Annotated in this window: 15 protein-coding genes; 6 read left to right on the top strand and 9 right to left on the bottom strand. The window is 32.8% G+C overall.

The genetic code is table 11. The features are described 5' to 3' along the window. The first annotated feature begins 1 nt into the window (after position 1). From HOG71_16435 to HOG71_16425, 3 genes are all read left to right on the top strand, one after another. A complete protein-coding gene (locus HOG71_16435; protein MBT5992436.1) occupies positions 2-499 on the top strand; it encodes a GTP-binding protein in 498 nt (165 codons plus the stop codon). Positions 500-501: 2 nt separating this feature from the next. Then, the gene (locus HOG71_16430; GenBank protein ID MBT5992435.1) at positions 502-2,025 is read left to right on the top strand and encodes a HAMP domain-containing histidine kinase; all 1,524 of its coding nucleotides are present in this window, start codon (positions 502-504) and stop codon (positions 2,023-2,025) included. A gap of 118 nt (positions 2,026-2,143) precedes the next feature. Continuing rightward, positions 2,144-2,446: a hypothetical protein gene (locus HOG71_16425; protein ID MBT5992434.1), complete on the top strand. Its 303-nt coding sequence runs from the start codon at positions 2,144-2,146 to the stop codon at positions 2,444-2,446. Between the two features lie 94 nt (positions 2,447-2,540). Here HOG71_16425 and HOG71_16420 read toward each other — a convergent pair whose 3' ends face one another. Next, on the bottom strand, positions 2,541-3,284 hold the full coding sequence (locus HOG71_16420) for a YebC/PmpR family DNA-binding transcriptional regulator (GenBank protein MBT5992433.1): 744 nt from the start codon (positions 3,282-3,284) through the stop codon (positions 2,541-2,543). Between the two features lie 186 nt (positions 3,285-3,470). Here HOG71_16420 and HOG71_16415 point away from each other — a divergent pair, with 186 nt between their 5' ends. Further along, positions 3,471-5,687 carry a S46 family peptidase gene (locus tag HOG71_16415; protein ID MBT5992432.1) on the top strand — a complete coding sequence of 739 codons (2,217 nt, stop codon included), beginning with the start codon at positions 3,471-3,473 and terminating at the stop codon, positions 5,685-5,687. Positions 5,688-5,736: 49 nt separating this feature from the next. Here the strand turns inward: HOG71_16415 and HOG71_16410 are convergent, their stop codons facing one another. Next, positions 5,737-9,771, bottom strand: coding sequence for a hypothetical protein (locus HOG71_16410; GenBank protein ID MBT5992431.1), 4,035 nt, complete (start codon positions 9,769-9,771; stop codon positions 5,737-5,739). A 337-nt stretch (positions 9,772-10,108) separates the two neighbouring features. On the opposite strand from HOG71_16410, the gene HOG71_16405 reads away from it, so the two are divergent. Both HOG71_16405 and HOG71_16400 read left to right on the top strand, forming a co-directional pair. Further along, positions 10,109-11,056: a bile acid:sodium symporter family protein gene (locus HOG71_16405; GenBank protein ID MBT5992430.1), complete on the top strand. Its 948-nt coding sequence runs from the start codon at positions 10,109-10,111 to the stop codon at positions 11,054-11,056. A gap of 32 nt (positions 11,057-11,088) precedes the next feature. Next, positions 11,089-12,462: a hypothetical protein gene (locus HOG71_16400; GenBank protein ID MBT5992429.1), complete on the top strand. Its 1,374-nt coding sequence runs from the start codon at positions 11,089-11,091 to the stop codon at positions 12,460-12,462. Here the strand turns inward: HOG71_16400 and HOG71_16395 are convergent. Genes HOG71_16395 through HOG71_16365 form a run of 7 tightly spaced genes read right to left on the bottom strand, consistent with a single transcriptional unit; the run spans position 12,455 to position 18,267 of the window. Beyond that, positions 12,455-12,922: a hypothetical protein gene (locus HOG71_16395; protein ID MBT5992428.1), complete on the bottom strand. Its 468-nt coding sequence runs from the start codon at positions 12,920-12,922 to the stop codon at positions 12,455-12,457. The genes HOG71_16400 and HOG71_16395 overlap by 8 nt on opposite strands. A gap of 6 nt (positions 12,923-12,928) precedes the next feature. Further along, on the bottom strand, positions 12,929-13,336 hold the full coding sequence (locus HOG71_16390; protein ID MBT5992427.1) for a hypothetical protein: 408 nt from the start codon (positions 13,334-13,336) through the stop codon (positions 12,929-12,931). Positions 13,337-13,346: 10 nt separating this feature from the next. Then, complete coding sequence (locus HOG71_16385) at positions 13,347-14,666, bottom strand: methyltransferase domain-containing protein (GenBank protein MBT5992426.1); 1,320 nt, start codon at positions 14,664-14,666, stop codon at positions 13,347-13,349. Positions 14,667-14,669: 3 nt separating this feature from the next. Next, positions 14,670-15,980, bottom strand: coding sequence for a UDP-N-acetylmuramoyl-tripeptide--D-alanyl-D-alanine ligase (locus tag HOG71_16380; GenBank protein ID MBT5992425.1), 1,311 nt, complete (start codon positions 15,978-15,980; stop codon positions 14,670-14,672). After that, the gene (locus HOG71_16375; GenBank protein ID MBT5992424.1) at positions 15,973-16,740 is read right to left on the bottom strand and encodes a glycosyltransferase family 2 protein; all 768 of its coding nucleotides are present in this window, start codon (positions 16,738-16,740) and stop codon (positions 15,973-15,975) included. The genes HOG71_16380 and HOG71_16375 overlap by 8 nt, the downstream gene beginning before the upstream one ends. A 28-nt stretch (positions 16,741-16,768) precedes the next feature. Next, positions 16,769-17,572: an outer membrane beta-barrel protein gene (locus tag HOG71_16370; protein MBT5992423.1), complete on the bottom strand. Its 804-nt coding sequence runs from the start codon at positions 17,570-17,572 to the stop codon at positions 16,769-16,771. A 14-nt stretch (positions 17,573-17,586) separates the two neighbouring features. After that, entirely contained in the window at positions 17,587-18,267 is a 681-nt protein-coding gene (locus tag HOG71_16365; protein ID MBT5992422.1) for a deoxynucleoside kinase, read from the bottom strand. Between the last annotated feature and the right edge of the window lie 276 nt (positions 18,268-18,543).

Raw genomic sequence — 18,543 nt, 5'->3', positions numbered from 1 at the left:
TATGATTAAGAAGAAGGTTTGTATGATTGGTAGTTTTGCTGTTGGTAAAACCAGCTTGGTACAACGCTATGTTACCAGTATTTTTTCTGAAAAATATATGACCACTATTGGTGTAAAAATAGATCAGAAGATCGTTATTCATAATGGAGAAGATGTAAACCTTATACTGTGGGATATTCATGGTGAAGACGATTTTCAAAAGATAAAAACATCTTATCTAGTAGGTGCATCAGCCTATTTTTTAGTTGCTGATGGTACACGAAAAAATACCTTGGATAAGTTAAAAGAGCTACATAATCGTGTTATTGAAACGATAGGGAATGTTCCTTTTGTCGTTTTACTTAATAAGCTTGATTTAATAGACAAGTGGGAGGTTAAGGAAAAAGATATCGTTAGCCTTCAGAATCAAGGCTGGCAAGTTATCCAAACAAGTGCAAAAGGAGGAACTGGTGTTGAAGATGCATTTAAAATCCTTGTTGAAAAGATTATGACTGTTTAGAAATGACAATAATTCCATCTCAAATAAGTGAATACATTGATTTTAATAAAGTAGAAAATAAACTTGACTTCTATTTCCTGTTAAGTGAAGAAAGTCGAATATTAGAAGCAGGCAGTTTTAAAAATAATATAGATTTAAAATCAAGTATTGGAGAACAAATTTTGAATATTGCTCCTTATTTAGTTGGCTATTTCCCTCTTCAGTCACTAAAGTTAATTTTACCTAAAATTGAGATTTCAGCTAGTCAAGTGTATGATATCCATTTGGTTAAGGACGGTCAAAATGTATTCGTGCTTTATTTCAACTCTTTAGCTGAGAGTTTGGATTTAAAACACAAAGTCCAACCTATTAATGAGAAAATTCTAAGAGAAAAAATGAATAGCGAAGAAAATTGCATATTTGACCAACATCTACTCTCAATGATATTGGCTTCCATAAATATTGTTTCCTTTGAAAGAATAGAAAAAGGAAAATTTAAGTTAATAGGTCATAAGCCATTTTGGTTCTCAGATATTTTTTCAGAAGAAGAGGTAGAAAAAGCGTTTATTGCAATTCAGGAAAAGTTTATTTTCATTGAAACATTTCTTGAAGAAGCTAGAGAATTATGGAAAAAGAAGGAAAACAACTTAATTTCTTCGGAGTTATGGACAGAAGTAAATAATCAAGGAAAAGAGTATTATTTGCAGGCATATGCTCTTTCAATTGAAGAACGAGATATTCTGTTTATTAAAATGATTGATTACTCAAAAGATAGTGAGGTTAACATTCTGCAAAAAGCCAGGCGAAAGAACCTTGATTATGAATACTTGTTAAAAGCAGAGAGGGAACTTGAAAGAGTGTTGAAGTTTAAGGAACAATTTATTTCAATAATTTCACATGATTTACGATCTCCTGTAACAGCCATATCAGGTTTTTCAGACTTATTAATGAGGGATGAAGAATTTCAGAAAAAGCTAAACATTGAGCAAAAAGAAATAATCTCATTTATCAACCTTAGCGTTAAAAGACTTCTTGATTACACCAAGAAAATTTATCATTGGTCAAATTTGGAGTTAGGAAAGTTCAAGCTAACCAAGCAAAAGATTAATCTTTATTATGTATGTAGAGAAGTGGAGAACACTTTTATAATGGATCTGAAGAGTAAACACATAAGCCTTGAATTAAGTGTACCTTCAACATTAATTATTGAAGCAGATGAAACACTATTAAATCAGGCAATAAATAATTTAGTTGGCAATGCAATTAAGTTTACTCCCGAGAATGGCTCAATAAAAATTACTGCTTCAAATAACGAATCAGGGTCTACAAGTTTAAGCATTAAGGATTCTGGAGTAGGAATGAAGCCTGATGCTTTGAAAAAACTATTCAAAGATCATTTTGAAGGTCACACAGTTGGTACAGCTGGTGAAATAGGAAGCGGCCTTGGACTAAGTATTGTAAAGCGCATTTTAGATGCACACAATTTTAAAATTGATGTAAAATCTCAAATCAATGAAGGAACTGATTTTACAATATTATTTCCTTAATTATTAGGTAATCAAACAGTACTAATAGAGCGGTTTCCTAAATAAGAATAAATCTAAAAATAAATTTGGAACAAATAGCTTTTGTGTCTTATATTTGAAAGGAATTAAAAATAAAGATATGAAAGTAATAAGAATATTATCCATAGTGTTAGTCATGGCATTTATAACAACTTTAAGTGTAAAAGCCATTCAGATAACAAAAACAAATACCGAAATGATTTCATCAGCTGATGAGGATAAAACTCCTGATGATGATAAAAAGAAAAAAGCAGAAACAAAGAAAAAAGCTGACTTAAGCAAAAAAACAAGTAAATGCGAGTCAAGTTGTTCAAAAACAACTTCAAGCAAAGATTGCAAATCAGCATGTAAATCAACGAGCACAGCAGCCAAATGTTGTTCTTCAAAAGGTACGAAGAAGTAGATTTTTGATTTTTAATTGTGTTTTGGGCCGCTCTCTATCAGGGAGCGGTTTTTTTTTGTCTTACCTAAAGTGATTAATAATAATTGGAATATGGTTATTCCATACTTTCAATTAATTCATCGGTGAGTTCAATATTGTGATACACATTTTGAACATCTTCATCATCCTCAATCAAATCAATTAACTTCATAACCGATTGAAAGTCCTCAACATTTAATTCCTTCGTATTATTAGGAATTCTTTTCAAACCAGCGTTCTCGACTTCAATGTTTAATTCGTCTAGTTTTTTCTGCATACTCCCAAAATCTTCGCGAGCTGAGGTAACTGTAATATAGTTGTCATCAAGTTCTATATCTTCTGCACCTGCATCAATAAGTTCAAGTTCAATTTCTTCTACATCCAGATTCTCAGCACTGAAAGTAAATATTCCTTGTTGATCAAAAATATATTCAAGAGAACCTGTTTTTCCCAAGCTACCACCGTATTTATTGAAATATGACCGGACATTAGCAACTGTTCTTAATTTGTTATCGGTCGTACATTCAACGAATACAGCTACACCATGAGCAGCATATCCTTCGTAATTTACTTCCTCATAATTAGTCGAATCATCTCCTGATGCCTTTTTAATTGCTCTTTCAACATTTTCTTTAGGCAAGTTTTCTGCTTTTCCATTCTGCAGTGCTAACCGAAGCCTCGGATTTGCTTCAGGATCAATACCTCCCAGTTTTACAGCAACTTGTATTTCTTTAATTAGTTTAGAAAACACTTTAGAACGTGCAGCATCCTTTGCACCTTTCTTTCTTTTAATAGTGGACCATTTACTATGACCTGACATAATTCTTAATTTTAGAATACAAAAATACTGATTCAGGCATAGCAGTTATAAAAAATGTTAAAATTGTTTTAATGAATACGATATTAATAGCTAACTCAAGTTTTATAATGCATTGCAAGAATACTATTCATTATTGTTTTGCTTATTTTTGCAAACTATTTTATAAATGAATTAAACCGTATAAAGATGAAAAAAAGTTTGCTATTTGTTTTTGCAATGTCAGTTTTGTTTAGTGGCTTTGCATCACCAACACCAGATGAAGGCATGTGGATTCCTCTCCTTTTAAATAAGAACATCGAAAAGATGAAGGAACTGGGTCTGAAACTTACTGCTGAAGAAATATATAGTATTAATCAATCAAGTTTGAAAGACGCCATTGTAATTTTCGGTGGTGGATGTACAGGAGAAATGATTTCTTCTGAAGGTTTGTTATTAACAAATCATCATTGTGGTTATGGAAATATCCAATCTCACAGTTCTACAGAACACGATTACTTGAAAGATGGATTTTGGGCTAAATCAAAAGATCAGGAATTAACTAATCCAGGTTTGTCGGTAAAATTCTTGATTAGAATCGAGGATGTGTCTGAATTAGTACTTGAAGGAGTTCATAATGGTTTAAGTACTATGGAACGATTTCAAATGATTAATACTGCAAGAGCAAAAATTCAAAAAGAAGCTATTGGTGAATCTCATTTACAAGCTAGTGTAGAAAGTTTCTTTGCTGGTAATGAATATTACTTATTTGTGTATGAAGTATTTACTGATGTTCGATTAGTAGGCGCACCTCCTTCATCTATTGGGAAATTTGGTGCCGATACAGATAACTGGATGTGGCCAAGGCATACTGGCGATTTTTCATTATTCCGCGTTTATACTGGTCCTGATGGAAAACCAGCTGAATATTCAACTGATAATGTTCCGATGAAACCTAAGCATCATTTACCCGTTTCACTTAAAGGTGTTCAGAAAGGTGATTATGCCATGATCATGGGCAATCCTGGAAGCACAGAGCGTTATTTAACGTCCTATGGCATTAACACAGCATTGCAATTAAAAAATCCTACCATAGTTAATATTCGTACCAAAAAGTTGGAAGTTATGCGTGAAGATATGGACGCCAGCGATGCTGTTAGAATCCAATATGCTTCAAAATATGCACGTACTGCTAACTATTGGAAGTATTTTCAAGGACAATCAAGAGGTTTGAAAAAACTAAATGTGTATGGAAAAAAAGTTGCAATCGAAGATGATTTTCAGTCATGGATACAAAAAAGTGGTGATAAGTCTATTCAAACATATGGAAATGTCATTTCTGATATTAGCGATGCTTATGTTGTTTTAGATAAATATGAAATTCCTAGGCAATATTTTTTCGAAGCAATTTATCGTGGAGCAGATGTCATGGGTATGGCAAATCGTTTTCGTGGATTATATAATTACCTCTCTGAAGAAGAAGTTGATCAAGAGAAAGTAAATAATGTATCTAAATCAATTAGTGGTTCTTTAGCTGGCTATTTTAAGGATTACAATTTACCAACTGATAAAAAACTTTTTGCATCCATGTTGGAAATGTATCACACTGATGTAGCTGCAGAATTTCAACCTGAGTATTTTAGCAAATTAGTAGCAAAAAATAAGGGTGATTTTTCAAAGCTAACAGAATATGCATTTGGAAAATCTATTCTTTCATCGCAAGAAAAGATGGAATTGTATTTAGCTAATCCATCAAAAAAAGTATTGGATAAAGATCCTATTTTCCAAATGATGGTTGCATTTCTCAATGTATATCTCGATAATGGCAAAGCGACATCCGAAGCAGCTGATAAGAAAATGATAGCCGAAAGATTGTTTATTGCCGGCCTAAGAGAAATGAATCCGGATAAGAACTATTATCCTGATGCCAACTTTACAATGCGTGTTACGTATGGTTCTGTTCTGGACTATTATCCTGCTGATGCTGTCCATTTTAACTACTATACCACGATGGATGGAATTATGCAAAAAGAAGATCCTGACAATTGGGAGTTTGAAGTAAAGGATAAATTGAAGGAGTTATATGAACTTAAAGATTTTGGTCGATATGGTGATGTTGATAAAAATGGAGTGAAGACAATGAAAGTTTGTTTCCTTACAAATCATGATATTACTGGTGGAAACTCAGGTAGCCCAGTAATTGATGGTGAAGGAAATCTTATTGGACTTGCATTTGATGGTAACTGGGAAGCAATGAGTGGTGATATAGCTTTTGAGCCAGAACTTCAACGCACAATTAATGTCGATATCCGCTATGTATTATTTGTGATTGAAAAATATGCAGAAGCTTACAATATCATTGATGAATTAACCATTGTTGGAGGCGAAACAGAAGTAGCACCAACAGATGTGAAAATAAAAGAATAAATTAAATCAATTTATAAAAAAAAAGGCATCCATTCGGATGCCTTTTTTTTTATGGTCTTGCACATTTTATTGTCACAGTTTTTGAATCGCTACCATCCTTATTTGTAGCGGTGATTTTGAAATTCGAGATGCTTTGAACATCTTGCTGAATCCTTAATTGTTTATTTCCCGCATTCCATGTGTAGAAATCGCTTTCCAATGGTTTCCCATTTTCAAGGATAGTAATATTCTCTAAACCGTTGATATTTTCAATTTTTGCTGTAATATCCGCTACACAATTTGAAGAATTGTAAGGATTTGCCGTTGGGCTAATGATGGTAATTATTGGAGGATTTTTTACAACATCATAAATAATCGACAATTGATCATTTGCACTTCCTGCCTTATTGGTCGCTTTTATAATAAGGGTGGAATTACGACTTATGTTCAATCTTAATTTAAGCTCCTTTGTAAAAGCAGTAAATGTATAAGATGAAGAACTGATTTCTTTTCCATTTAATAATACTGTAATTTGTGATTTACTGCTAATATTTAAAACGGTTGCTGTCACATTTAATTTATCACTTGTAATGGTCACAGGATTTGTCGCAGGAATTTTAATATTCACTTTTGGCTTAAGTATTGGTTTTTGACATTTGATTGTCACATTATCAGAACTACTTAATCCTTCATTGGTTGCTGTAATAACAAATTTCGATTCGCTTAAAATCGATTTTCTTAATTTAAGTGTTTGTGTAGTGGGATTATAATCATATGATTCTGCACTGATTATTTTTCCGTTCTCAGTAACTTTTAATTGACTTGAAGATTTTATTTGCGTGGTCAGAGCAATTATCTCAACTTCACAATCAACTGTTAGGAATGGATTTCTAGTTGGGGATATAATTTTTACGGATGGTGGCATAACAGCTTGAAGGCACTTAATCTCAACCTCATTTGAATTACTTCCAACACTATTTGTAGCTTTTATTTGAAAGTTACTTTTTCCTTCAATTTTCTTATTCAGAGTCAAGATGGATGTGGTTGAATTCCAACTGTAGAAATTACTTGTTAATTGTTTTCCATTTTCTAAAACGATAATCTGTGATTTGGATCTGATATTATCAATTTTTGCCTGAATACTGATGTTGCAATTTGTAACTATTGAAGGACTTGTTTTAGGCGAAATAATGGTGATTTTGGGAGTTGGTTTTGGTTTACATTCTATTGTGCGATTTACAGTTGCACTCCCTGCTTTATTACTCGCACTAATCTTGAAGGTGCTAGTTGCTGATATTGATTTACTAATGGTAAATAATCCATTTATTGCATTAAAGCTATAGTTTGAGGGAGTTAATAGTCTTGCATTTTCATAAACCAACAACTTATCACTCACTGACATATTACTGATATTTGCTTTAATTTCGGCAATGCAATTGTTGGCTACATATGGATTAGACGTTGGGGAAATTATTGTTATTTCTGGTTTAACTAGCTGTTTGCAATCTATTGTGGTGCTTTTAGAGGCGCTTCCGGCTTTATTAGTAGCAATAATTTTAAAAACACTTATTTTGCTAATTTGCCTATTTATATGCAATTCTCCACTCTGCGCATTAAAGTTGAAATAGGAAGTCGATAATAAGCTCTCGTTTTCATATACTTTAAGCTGTGATGTTGAACTTATGTTATAAACTTTAGCCTTTATGTTTGCCAGGCAATCGGTAGCAAAAAATGGACTTGTACTAGGAGAAATTATGGTAATTTCTGGTTTTTTTGTAGATGGGGGAGGAGGAGTAACTCCTTTTAAACAATTAATACTTACCCCTTTCGTAACACCGCCTGCCTCATTTGTTGCTTTTATCACTAGTTCAGATTTTCCATTCACTAGATAGGAATAACTAAACCGTTGATTGGCTGGTTGATAGTTGAAAAGCGAAGAAGATACAGCTCGCCCATTTTCAATAAGTACTATTTGAGATTTTGAGCTTATATTATTAATAGTTGCTATTAAATTTCCAGAGCATTCTTTTGTATTATATGGATTTGTGTTTGGAGAAAGAATCAGGATTTCAGGAATTATAACCTCGGAATATCCTATGATTGTAATTTGATCACTGGCACTTCCTACACTGTTGGTTGCCGTTATAATAAAAATAGATTGATCTGAAATTGCTTTTGACAGTGTAAGGCGTTTATTTGTTTGATCGTATTTGTAAAATGAAGACGATATTATTTGACCATTCTCGGTAATTGAAATACTTGATTTACCAGGAACATTTAAAATGGTTGCAGTAATATCGGCTAAAAATTCCTCAGTGCGATGCGGATTAGACAAAGGTTTGGTAATTATTACCTGTGGTTTTTTTTCTTCTTCCCTTACAGTTTGGCATATCAATTTTATTTCTTTGCTATCATATCCATATTCATTTTGTGCTGTTATTGAAAATAGAGATTGTTCGCTGAAGTTTTTATTAAACACAAAGGATTTTGTTCTGGGATCGAAACTGAAATAGGAAGAAGATATTTTAATTCCATTTTCTCTAACTGTAATCCCATATTTACTTTCCATATTACCAATACGCGCTTCTATTGAAGCTCCACAACTTGTTGAATTGACGGCTTTTGTATTGCTATTGGTAATCACTATTTCAGGAGGAGTTCCTTGTGGTCCACAGTTTATGGTTAATTGATCACTAGCCTGTGCAAAATCGTTAGCAACACGAATGATAAACAAGGTGTTTTCATCCATCTTTCGATTCAATGTTATTTCCTGACTTAAGGCACTGAAAGTATAATCAGCTGGAGAAAGTATTTTTCCATTTGCCTTAACTTCTATTTGATTTTTGCTGCTGATATTTGTTGTAGTGGCAACGATATAGGCTTGACAATTTTCAGCAGTTGTATAGTTTTGAGATGGTGTTATTATATTTACTGAAGGCCTTTCAGCAACTGCTTCACATTTTATTTCTAATTCTTTGGCAGTATTTCCAAAGCTATTATAGGCAAAAACACGGAATTTGCTATTTCCATCTAAATTTTGTTTGAGATAGAGCTTTTTGGTCGTTTCAAAATAATCGTATTGATTAGCTGGAATAGGTGTTCCATTTTTATATACCCGTATATTGCTTTTCGATTCTATTCCTGTAATAGTTGCTATGATATCTGCTTCACAATTCTGACTATAGTATGGATCCTTATTAGGCTGATTTATAGTTATCGTTGGTTTTGAATTTTCTGTTGCCTTATAAGGTTTTGGACTTGTTTTTCTTTTCTCTTTTTTAGCTTTTCCCAACCATAAATTAATGCCCAGTGAGCTATAATGATAAATGTCGTTATCACCTATTAATATGTTCTGATTGTTCCATTCTTGTCGTCCATCAAATAAATCGGTGTTTGGAAACGAAATTTTATGTTCAAATCCGATAGAAATATTTTTAGTAAGCATGTAACCTAATCCAATTCCTACACTTGGAGTAAATACTACTTCATGTCCTGAACTCCCAAAAGATGGACTTTCGTAGGAATTATCACGCAATGCTTCTAATTGTTGCAACACTGCTTTTTTTTCTGTGGAAATAATATCATTATAAGTATACTGATCTCTACTTGAATTCAATTGATTGGTATAAGAATAATAACTGCTTATTCCCAGCCCTCCAAAAAGATATAAATCGATATTGTGATTTATTTTTAATTTATTGAATCCTATTTCCCCTTCAAAAGCCCATTCTTTAAATTCTGTGAAATGATTTTGGTAAACATAACCTATTGAGTTATTGTAATCCAATTTGGGTTCGTAAACACCGTTTAATGTAAGATTATTGGACAAAGCTGAATCTACTTGCCAGTCGATTCCTATGCTTTCACCTTTTAAATAACGCACTCCAAGTGAAAAGTGAAGGGGGGCATCAATGTATGGGTTTAAAATACGATGAAATCTTACGCCCCATCCTCTACCAGATTCCCATCTAACATCGTCAACTTCCCAAACGGTTCCAATATTAACTCCAAGTTTGTATTTACTGCTTTGCTCTCTAACTTGATCGTTTTGTGAAAAAATATAAAATGGAATTAATAACAGGAGTATAGATAAGGTTTTCTTCATGCGTATTGATTTAAATTGTCTGTGCGAAGTTGGAAAAAATATTACAAATCGCATAAATTTTAATTGAATCCTAGTGTTTATTCGAATCTAATGATAATTGCAAATTTTGCTAAATAAATAAAAATACTAATTATTAAATAAGAAATTGATTTTACTTCTCATGAATCTGCTTTGCAATCTTTTTTTGCATAAAATATGCCAGTGGAGACAATAGTGTTATATATTTTACTTTTACAATATGTTTTTCATTTTAATTTAGATTTACTCCAATTCGTTTTAGTAAATTTACGGTATTAATGCGGCTCTTTAAACTTTTTGTTTAACTAAATAATATACTATGTTTGAAACTTTACAACAGTTAGATACTATCCGATTAAATTTTGATCCCGGAGGATTGATGGTTCTTAATGTGACCCTAGCCTTTATCATGTTTGGAGTAGCACTTGAGATAAAACCTGAAAATTTTAAAAATATATTTAAAAGTCCAAAATCTGCAATTGTTGGAATTGTTTCTCAGTTTGTATTGCTTCCTTTAGTTACTTTTTTAGTAGCTGTTTTACTTCACAAATGGATTACTCCAACAGTGGCTTTAGGAATGATATTGGTCGCAGCTTGTCCTGGCGGTAATATTTCTAATTTTATTTCGTCATTGGCAAAAGGAAATATTGCCTTATCGGTAAGCTTAACAGCTTTTGCAACAGTCGCTTCATTATTTCTTACACCTATCAATTTTATGTTTTATGGAAGAATGTATACCCGATTCTTATCTTCCATAGGTACCGATTTAGTCAGACCTCTTGATATTCCTCTTAATCAGGTGTTTATTACTGTATTCCTGATTCTGGGATTGCCTGTATTATTGGGCATATTGTTTAAGTGGAAAATGCCAAAGCTCACGTTGAAAATCGTGAAGCCGATAAAAATATTCTCAATATTATTCTTCTCAGCAATTGTCATTGTTTCCTTTATGAATAACAAGACTCATTTTGTAACCTACATTAAGTATGTTTTCATCATCGTATTAATTCATAATTTCTTTGCGCTGACTACTGGATATACCATTGCTTCAATTTTCAAATTACCAAAACTGGACCGGAGATCTATTACCATTGAAACGGGAATTCAAAATTCAGGATTGGGTCTGGTATTGCTGTTTAACGAAAAAATATTTCCACCAGAATTAGCAGTTGGTGGTATGGCATTTATTACAGCTTGGTGGGGGATATGGCATATTTTAGCCGGTTTAACCATTGCATTCTTTTGGTCGAGAGCTAAGATTAACTAAAAATCAAAATAATAAACTAGTAAATTATAAGTATGGCATTTCACAATGTGGAGAAATTTTCTGTGGGTTATTTTTTGATGAAAGTATATAGTGCTTTAGGTAATTATATGTTTTATCGTAGGATAATATCACACAACAGACAAAATGTTCCTCCTGAAGGAGCAATTATTATGGCACCTAATCATCAGAACGCTTTAATGGATGCATTGGCAGTTGCGAATAACCATAAAGAAGCAATAGTCTTTCTTGCACGCTCTGATATTTTCAAGAAAAAGAGTACAGCCAGGATTCTTTATTTAATGAAAATTCTACCAATCTACCGAATTAGAGATGGCGCTTCAGAAGTGATGAAGAATAAAAAAGTATTTGATAAAACAGTCCAAATTCTGAAATCGAATATGCGCTTAACAATTCTTCCTGAAGGAAATCATGCAGGTTTCAGGAGATTGCGCCCCCTTCAGAAAGGCATATCTAGAATCGCGTTTCAAGCTGAGGAAGCTGCTGATTTTAAATTGGGTATTAAAATTATACCTGTTGGTATTGATTATTCCCATTATTATAAATTCCGAAGCGACTTATTTATTAATTATGGTCCAGCCATTGAAGTGTCAGATTTTTATGATACCTATAAGGAGAATCCCCAGAAGGGGATGAATGATCTTAAGTTGAAAGTAGCTGAACAACTTTCCAAAGTGATGTTGGATATTAGAACGGAGAAGTATTATGAGACATGTTATGCATTAAGAGAGATTTACAGAGATAGGATAGGGGATCATTTAAATTTGAATTCGTGCAAACAACCTGGGAAATTTATATGTGATAAATCGCTGAATGTGATGCTTGATGAATATATTGATAGAAAGCCAGAGGAATTTGAAGCAGTAGATGAATTAGTAAAAGAATATACAAAAGGAGTTGAAAAACTGAATTTGCGTGATTGGGTTTTTAAGAAAAAATCGCATTCAATTTTGAATATTGGGTTAAGAATTCTCCTATTATTGCCACTGCTTCCTATTTATATTTTTGGTGTGATAAATAATTATTTGCCCTATAAAATTCCGGAGTTGGTAACTAAGAAAGTTAAAGATGAACAGTTCATCAGTTCATTTCGTTATGTAGTTGGTTTGATCACTTTTCCCATCTTTTATCTTATTTTCTCGATCGTATTTTTTATGTTAATACCGGATCCTATTTGGCGAACAGCTTATGTGCTTAGTTTGCCATTAACAGGTTTGTTTGCTTTCTCTTATTATAAATGGTCAAAAAAAATATGGGCCCTATTGCGCTTTTCATTTGGAATTTCGAAATCAGAGAAAGAACAAATATTCGAATTGCGGAATGATATAAGAGAAAAATTAGATGAAATATCAGTTGAGATAAAACCAGTGGAACCAGATTTTAGTTAAAATTTAGTCCCGGAATACCTTCTATTTCGGTGATCGCTTTATAAGCAGTATTGTCTCCATAAATGATGCTCATAATTCCAGGAATATAATGATCCATTGTAAATAAATTGGTGACAATATATTTGTCTAATATATTGTCTGGAATCTCATTCTCCTGGTCATAAATTATCGTTGTTTTAAAACGAATTGTTCCGCTTTTAAAATCGAACTCAAAGCAACCATTAACAAGGCCAAAATTGGCCCGTGTTATAAACTCCACCACATCATCATATTTATCCTGAAATGCATTGCAATTACAAATCGATAAAAAGATAAATTGTTTTTTTTCTGTCCTCACATTGGCAATACAATCAATATTGGCATGATTGGCTTGAATTCCAAATACTACTCGATTCTGATCGGATTCAAGTTGATATTTCCAACCTTTCTTGTCTAAATATTGAACTACTTTGTTAAACATGAGCTGTCAAAATTTTGATATTAGATTAGGCAGATCGTCAGCAATTTTATTTGTTGAATAACCTTTGAGCAAAAATTCGCGAATTTTTTGAGCAACTTTATCAACTAGCGATTCAGAAAATCCAAGCTTGTTTGCATATTTTTTAAGCAAGCTAACTTCGTGTTCGTGAACATCCCCGTCAATAAGAATCATCGTAATTAATTCATAGAGTTGGTTATATCGTTCTGAACAAGAATCAGGCATGACAAAATTATCAACATTGAAATTGATAATGCTGTCGTTAATTTCAGCTTTGCTTAATCCCATTTTATGACCGAAAGCGTAAAGTAGTACCTTTTCTTTCTCTACAAATTTGCCATCTGCATATGCGAGTGATATTAAATTCGATAAATGGCTTTTGTGCTCCTTATTCATTTCGAAAAATTTAACCTGCATTTGATGTAAGATAGTTGGCAACATCCCGATTCCATGCATAGTCTGATGGCTTGTTGCCCCATTTATCCATGGTATTCTTTTTTGCTTTTTTATCTTCAATCAAATAGCGAATAATACCCGGGTTACTAGAAGTTGCTGCATAGGATAGAAGAGTACGTCCTACTTTATCTTTTTTATTAATTTTTACTTTTGAAATAGTAAAGAAATACTTTACCAAATAAAGGTTGCCACTTTGAACTGCATAGTAAACAACATCTCTTCCTTCAAAGCTATAGTTTAAATCGGCTGTATGATTTACAAGTAAATTGACCATTTCTGCGTTTCCATTTTCAGCGGCAATCATCAATGCAGATTTTCCATAAAAAGTCTGATTTACATGAGCTTCGCGGTTTAACAAAAACTTGGTTATTTCATAATGGTTATTTCGAATGGATAGTAGAAGAGGTGTAACAGGGTATATTGCACTTTTAAAATCAACTTCAGCATGATTGGTTGTTAAATACTCTACACAATCATAATGTCCATATTTTGCTGCATACATTAAAGGTGTAAAACCTAATTCATCAATCTGGTTTACAGCATGAAAGTCATTTTGAACATATTCAGACAGGAGTTGCTTGTCTCCAATTATTGCTGCCAGATGAATATTTAGCTGAATAGAAGCTTGCTTTGTTGATTTCTGAAATATGTACAGATTGTAGTTGCCTTCTTGATATTTTGAAAGCAATTCAAATCCATTTCTTTGGGCAAAAAATTGAATATTTTTTTCACTTATCCCATTATTATTATATTGTCCGATTAAGACTTTTCCATCAGTTTTCAAAATCCGATAAATATCTGACATCAAACTATCAGGATAGTAGGCTTGATGAATAACATCATTAAGCATTACATGATCAAAATAATCAGTTGGCAACAATGTTTGACTTTGCTGACCTATATGAAGGGTGAAATCCGAATTAAATGTGCTTGCACTTAATTTCTCATAATAGTTGCGAACTTTATTAAACTCAATGTCATTTAAGGTTGCAGGATTTATATCCTCTAAGTGAAAAGAAAGTTGGTCGTAAAACATCGAAAGGATAGCGGGTACACAACCATTTTCGGAACCAATGTCAGCTATTTTGTCGTTTTTTTGAAATCCTGCATTTCGTATAATTAACTTCAATTTTGGGTCTTCGAGTATTTCTTTCTTAGAAACAAAATAATTCCCGTATTGATAGGGTCGGGGATCCACTTTTGCATGTACATTCATTGCCATGCAAAATATCAGGAAGATTATTGTCAGGTTGTTTCTAGTTTTTTTCATGCGCTATAAAATGCCTTCAAATGCTGTTTCAATTTGTTCACTTCGTGACCCTTTAAGCAAGATGTATGCATCCTTAAATTTCTGATTTTTCATCCAACTTTGTAAAGATAGCACATTCGGAAAACAAAGGTAATTTTCGTTATTACATGCATCTGTAAAGTATTTCCCCACAAGCATAACATGATTAAAATTATACTTACTTAATTGTTTAATAATGTTTTCGTGTTCAGTTTTGCTATATGCACCCAGTTCATGCATATCTCCAAAGATAATGCTTTTGTTATTAACTGCCAGATTACCAAAATCATGTAATGCTAAACTCAAGCTGGAAGGATTTGCATTATAGGCATCAAAAATCAGTGTATTGCTTTTCCACTTGATAATTTGAGACCGATTATTCTTTGGATTATAGTTTTCTAAAGCTTGAATAATTAGCTTGGATTCAATTTGGAAGTATTCACCAATAGCCCAAGCTGCTAATATATTGTAAATATTGTAGGAGCCAAATAATTTGCTCGACACAACAGATTTTTCGTTTTGAATACTACTTTTAACAACAACTTTGCAAAGCAATTCATCGTTAAGTAAATTGCCTTTAATATGCGTTTCTACTTGGTCTTTGTAGCTATAGGAAATAACATTCTGACTTTTTACTAAACTAGTAAGTGAAGTGTCGTCCGTGTTAAGGAAAAATGTGCAACTCTCATCTTGATTAAAGTAATCCAATATTTCTTTGTATGCTTCAACAATGCCTTCCCAACTGCCAAACTCACCCATATGATCTTTGCCAATATTGGTAACTATTCCATGCGATGGTAAACAGATGTCAATCAGCATTTTATTTTCACCTATGTGGTTTGCACCCAATTCCAGAATTGCTATTTCGTGCTGAGCATTTATTTGGAGAAGACTTAAAGGAAGCCCAATATGATTATTTAAATTCCCAGGTGTTGCAAAAACCTTGTATTTTTTTTGTAAAACCAGTGTAATAAGTTCTTTGGTTGTTGTTTTTCCGTTTGAGCCACTAACAGCAATGATGGGGATGTTGAGCTGTTTCCTATGATGAGTAGCGAGTTTTTGCAGGCAGTTCAAACTATTGTCTACAAGAATCAGTTTTGGGTGCTTAGTAAGATTTTGATCATCAACAATAGCATATGCTGCTCCTTTTTCGATAGCCTTCAAGGCATATGCATTGCCATCAAAATTATCGCCTTTAATCGCAAAAAAAATCGAATTGGTTAAATCCGTGCGACTATCTGTTGAAATGACAGGATACTTGATAAAAAGTTGATATATATCTTTAATTTTATCCAAGACTTTGCTTATTAAGTTGTTTCAATTTTGCATAACGCAGAAAAGTAGCATATGATGATAACACACAAATTACAAATCCATAATAGCCATCTAAAAAACCAGCTTTAAAAAAATAATTTCTTTTGAACTTCCAAACAGGTCTGATTATCAAATCGTAAAGCGAGGCTTTTTTCCCTTTATCGAATTTAGTTTGAGCGCTAATGCTAGAGAATTTTTTAATTGTATCCAAATGTTGATCGATGCTGTAAAATGAATAGTGAAGAATATCTCCACTTAAACGGGACGATTGTCCATTACTGAACAGCTCATATTTGTCGTGTGGATTTTCGCCTCCCCATTGTCCTTTTGTTTTGTCGAATAATCTTAATTTTCGATCAGGATACCAGCCGGAATGTTTGATCCATTTTCCACAATAATTGGTCATACGATTGAGGAAATAACCATCTTTGGAAAAATCAGCTTTAGCTTGAACGATAGATTTTTGTAATTCTTCAGAAAGTGCTTCGTCAGCATCTAGCGATAGAACATGCTTGTATTTGGCACATGTGAGGGCGAAATTCTTTTGCTCAATATGCCCTTCAAAAGCATGTTTGATAAAAACTACTTGGTGTTTTTTGCAAATTTCTTCAGTCTTATCGGTAGAAAATGAGTCGATTACGACAATTTCATCTGCAATGTTTTGAACACTTTCAATACATCTGCCAATATTTTTGTCTTCATTTTTAGTGATGATGACTACTGATAACTTGACAGGATGCATGGCCATAAAGATATGGTTTTTGAGGCGCTTAAGATTTGATAAGAAAGGACAAACCAACTAATAAACCATAATTTGTGAGTTTTGATTTTTGGCGTCCACTACTGCTATTCGGACTAAAAACTGGTCGATCATTTTTTTTCGTGCTTACTGGAAAATAATATTCCACAGGATGTATTGTTTTATCAAATTCAAATTTTTTATTTTCAACATCTCCAATTGATCGGGCCATTTGAAAACCAATAGACGTATGTATTTTTTCAGTAATACTTATGGTGAACATCGCATTTGATACAAAACTGACATTAAACGATGAGAATAACTCATTGTAATTGATTATTCCAGCTGGTGGAATCACTGGAGCAGGATCCGTTATTACTTGTGTTTTACTCAGAATATCAGCTTGAAATCCTGCTGCAATAGTGAGGAAAATTCTGTCTTCATCCAACGGACTATTAAAACGAAGTAAAAATGGGACGTGATAAAAATTGAAAAGGACTTCGGATGTATAGTTAATATCTTCTGTAATTTGCGTATTTGCATCATAATCAATGAAACCATAATACTTCTGTCCTGTAGTGGAATGCTTTAAACCTGTTTCAATACCAAAAATATCGGTAAAATTATTAATGTATTGAATACCGTAAGCAAAATGATAACTGTTTTTAAGGTTTAAAATATCATCGCTTGTAAAATAGTCTTTCCTATTGTTAATACTGGTTGATTGATAAATTCCGTAAGGGTTAATGTATTGACCCTTTTGAGCTGAGGCAGGAATGGAAAGCAAGCATATCAAAGCAATTATTAAAAGTAGATGTATGTTTTTTTTAATCATGCTTGTCAATTTGATTAAGAAATATTAAAGAGTCCTAATCGCTCAATATTGATTTTATCAATAATCTCTCCTAAATCTTCAGGATTATCAGCAAAATTGTATTTATCAATATCAATAATCATGATTTTGGAGTTCTTGGTGTTTTTGAAATCCTTAATCCAGGCTTCGTATCTTTCGTTGAGTTTTTTCAGGTAATCGAGGCGCAATGAATCTTCAAATTCTCGTCCTCTTCGCTGAATTTGGTTCACCAAAGCGGGAATTGTTCCACGGAGGTAAATCAATAAATCGGGTGGAGTAACATATCGCTCAATTGTTTCGAACAGGTTGAGGTAGTTACCAAAATCACGTTTGCTCATTAAACCCATGCTATGCAGGTTGGGTGCAAAAATATAGGCATCTTCATAAATTGTACGATCTTGAATAACCGTTTTACTCCCTTCTCGAATTTCCATTATCTGTTGGAATCTTAAATTCAAATAATAGATCTGCATATGAAAAGACCAGGTTCTCATATCCTTATAAAAATCATCAATGTAAGGATTGTTTGCAACTTCTTCAAAATGAGGCTCCCACTCATAGTGTTTTGCCAATGCTTCAGTAAGCGTGGTTTTTCCTGAGCCAATATTCCCGGCAATAGCTACATGTTTGAAATCCTGGTGTTCTGAATTATCAAAATCCTGATCGAGTAAATCCATATGTTTTAATTTGATCTTTTATTGTAGTAAACGAAAACTTTGTTTGAATGGTATTGAAATTCACATTTAGCAAATTGATACATGTGCAAATATAAGGATTCTAGCTTGACAGATAATCTTCATTTAATATTTTTGAACCAATAGCGTCCTAAACGATTAAAAAAAAGAGGGGCAGAATTAAAGTATCTCAAATACCTTTGAGTTGCACAACAAAAACACCGCCCCTAATGACAAATATAAATTTATTCTCACAAATTATTTCAAGATTAGATCGTT

This window comes from Bacteroidota bacterium (assembly GCA_018698135.1).
Taxonomy (GTDB): domain Bacteria; phylum Bacteroidota; class Bacteroidia; order CAILMK01; family JAAYUY01; genus JABINZ01.
This window is presented reverse-complemented; position numbering and strand designations above follow the sequence as displayed.

Bases quoted from the DNA above. Each gene is read 5' to 3' on its own strand.
- HOG71_16435 (MBT5992436.1), top strand. From the start codon at position 2: ATGATTAAGAAGAAGGTTTGTATGATTGGTAGTTTTGCTGTTGGTAAA.
- HOG71_16430 (MBT5992435.1), top strand. From the start codon at position 502: ATGACAATAATTCCATCTCAAATAAGTGAATACATTGATTTTAATAAA.
- HOG71_16425 (MBT5992434.1), top strand. From the start codon at position 2,144: ATGAAAGTAATAAGAATATTATCCATAGTGTTAGTCATGGCATTTATA.
- HOG71_16420 (MBT5992433.1), bottom strand. From the start codon at position 3,284: ATGTCAGGTCATAGTAAATGGTCCACTATTAAAAGAAAGAAAGGTGCA.
- HOG71_16415 (MBT5992432.1), top strand. From the start codon at position 3,471: ATGAAAAAAAGTTTGCTATTTGTTTTTGCAATGTCAGTTTTGTTTAGT.
- HOG71_16410 (MBT5992431.1), bottom strand. From the start codon at position 9,771: ATGAAGAAAACCTTATCTATACTCCTGTTATTAATTCCATTTTATATT.
- HOG71_16405 (MBT5992430.1), top strand. From the start codon at position 10,109: ATGTTTGAAACTTTACAACAGTTAGATACTATCCGATTAAATTTTGAT.
- HOG71_16400 (MBT5992429.1), top strand. From the start codon at position 11,089: ATGGCATTTCACAATGTGGAGAAATTTTCTGTGGGTTATTTTTTGATG.
- HOG71_16395 (MBT5992428.1), bottom strand. From the start codon at position 12,922: ATGTTTAACAAAGTAGTTCAATATTTAGACAAGAAAGGTTGGAAATAT.
- HOG71_16390 (MBT5992427.1), bottom strand. From the start codon at position 13,336: ATGAATAAGGAGCACAAAAGCCATTTATCGAATTTAATATCACTCGCA.
- HOG71_16385 (MBT5992426.1), bottom strand. From the start codon at position 14,666: ATGAAAAAAACTAGAAACAACCTGACAATAATCTTCCTGATATTTTGC.
- HOG71_16375 (MBT5992424.1), bottom strand. From the start codon at position 16,740: ATGCATCCTGTCAAGTTATCAGTAGTCATCATCACTAAAAATGAAGAC.
- HOG71_16370 (MBT5992423.1), bottom strand. From the start codon at position 17,572: ATGATTAAAAAAAACATACATCTACTTTTAATAATTGCTTTGATATGC.
- HOG71_16365 (MBT5992422.1), bottom strand. From the start codon at position 18,267: ATGGATTTACTCGATCAGGATTTTGATAATTCAGAACACCAGGATTTC.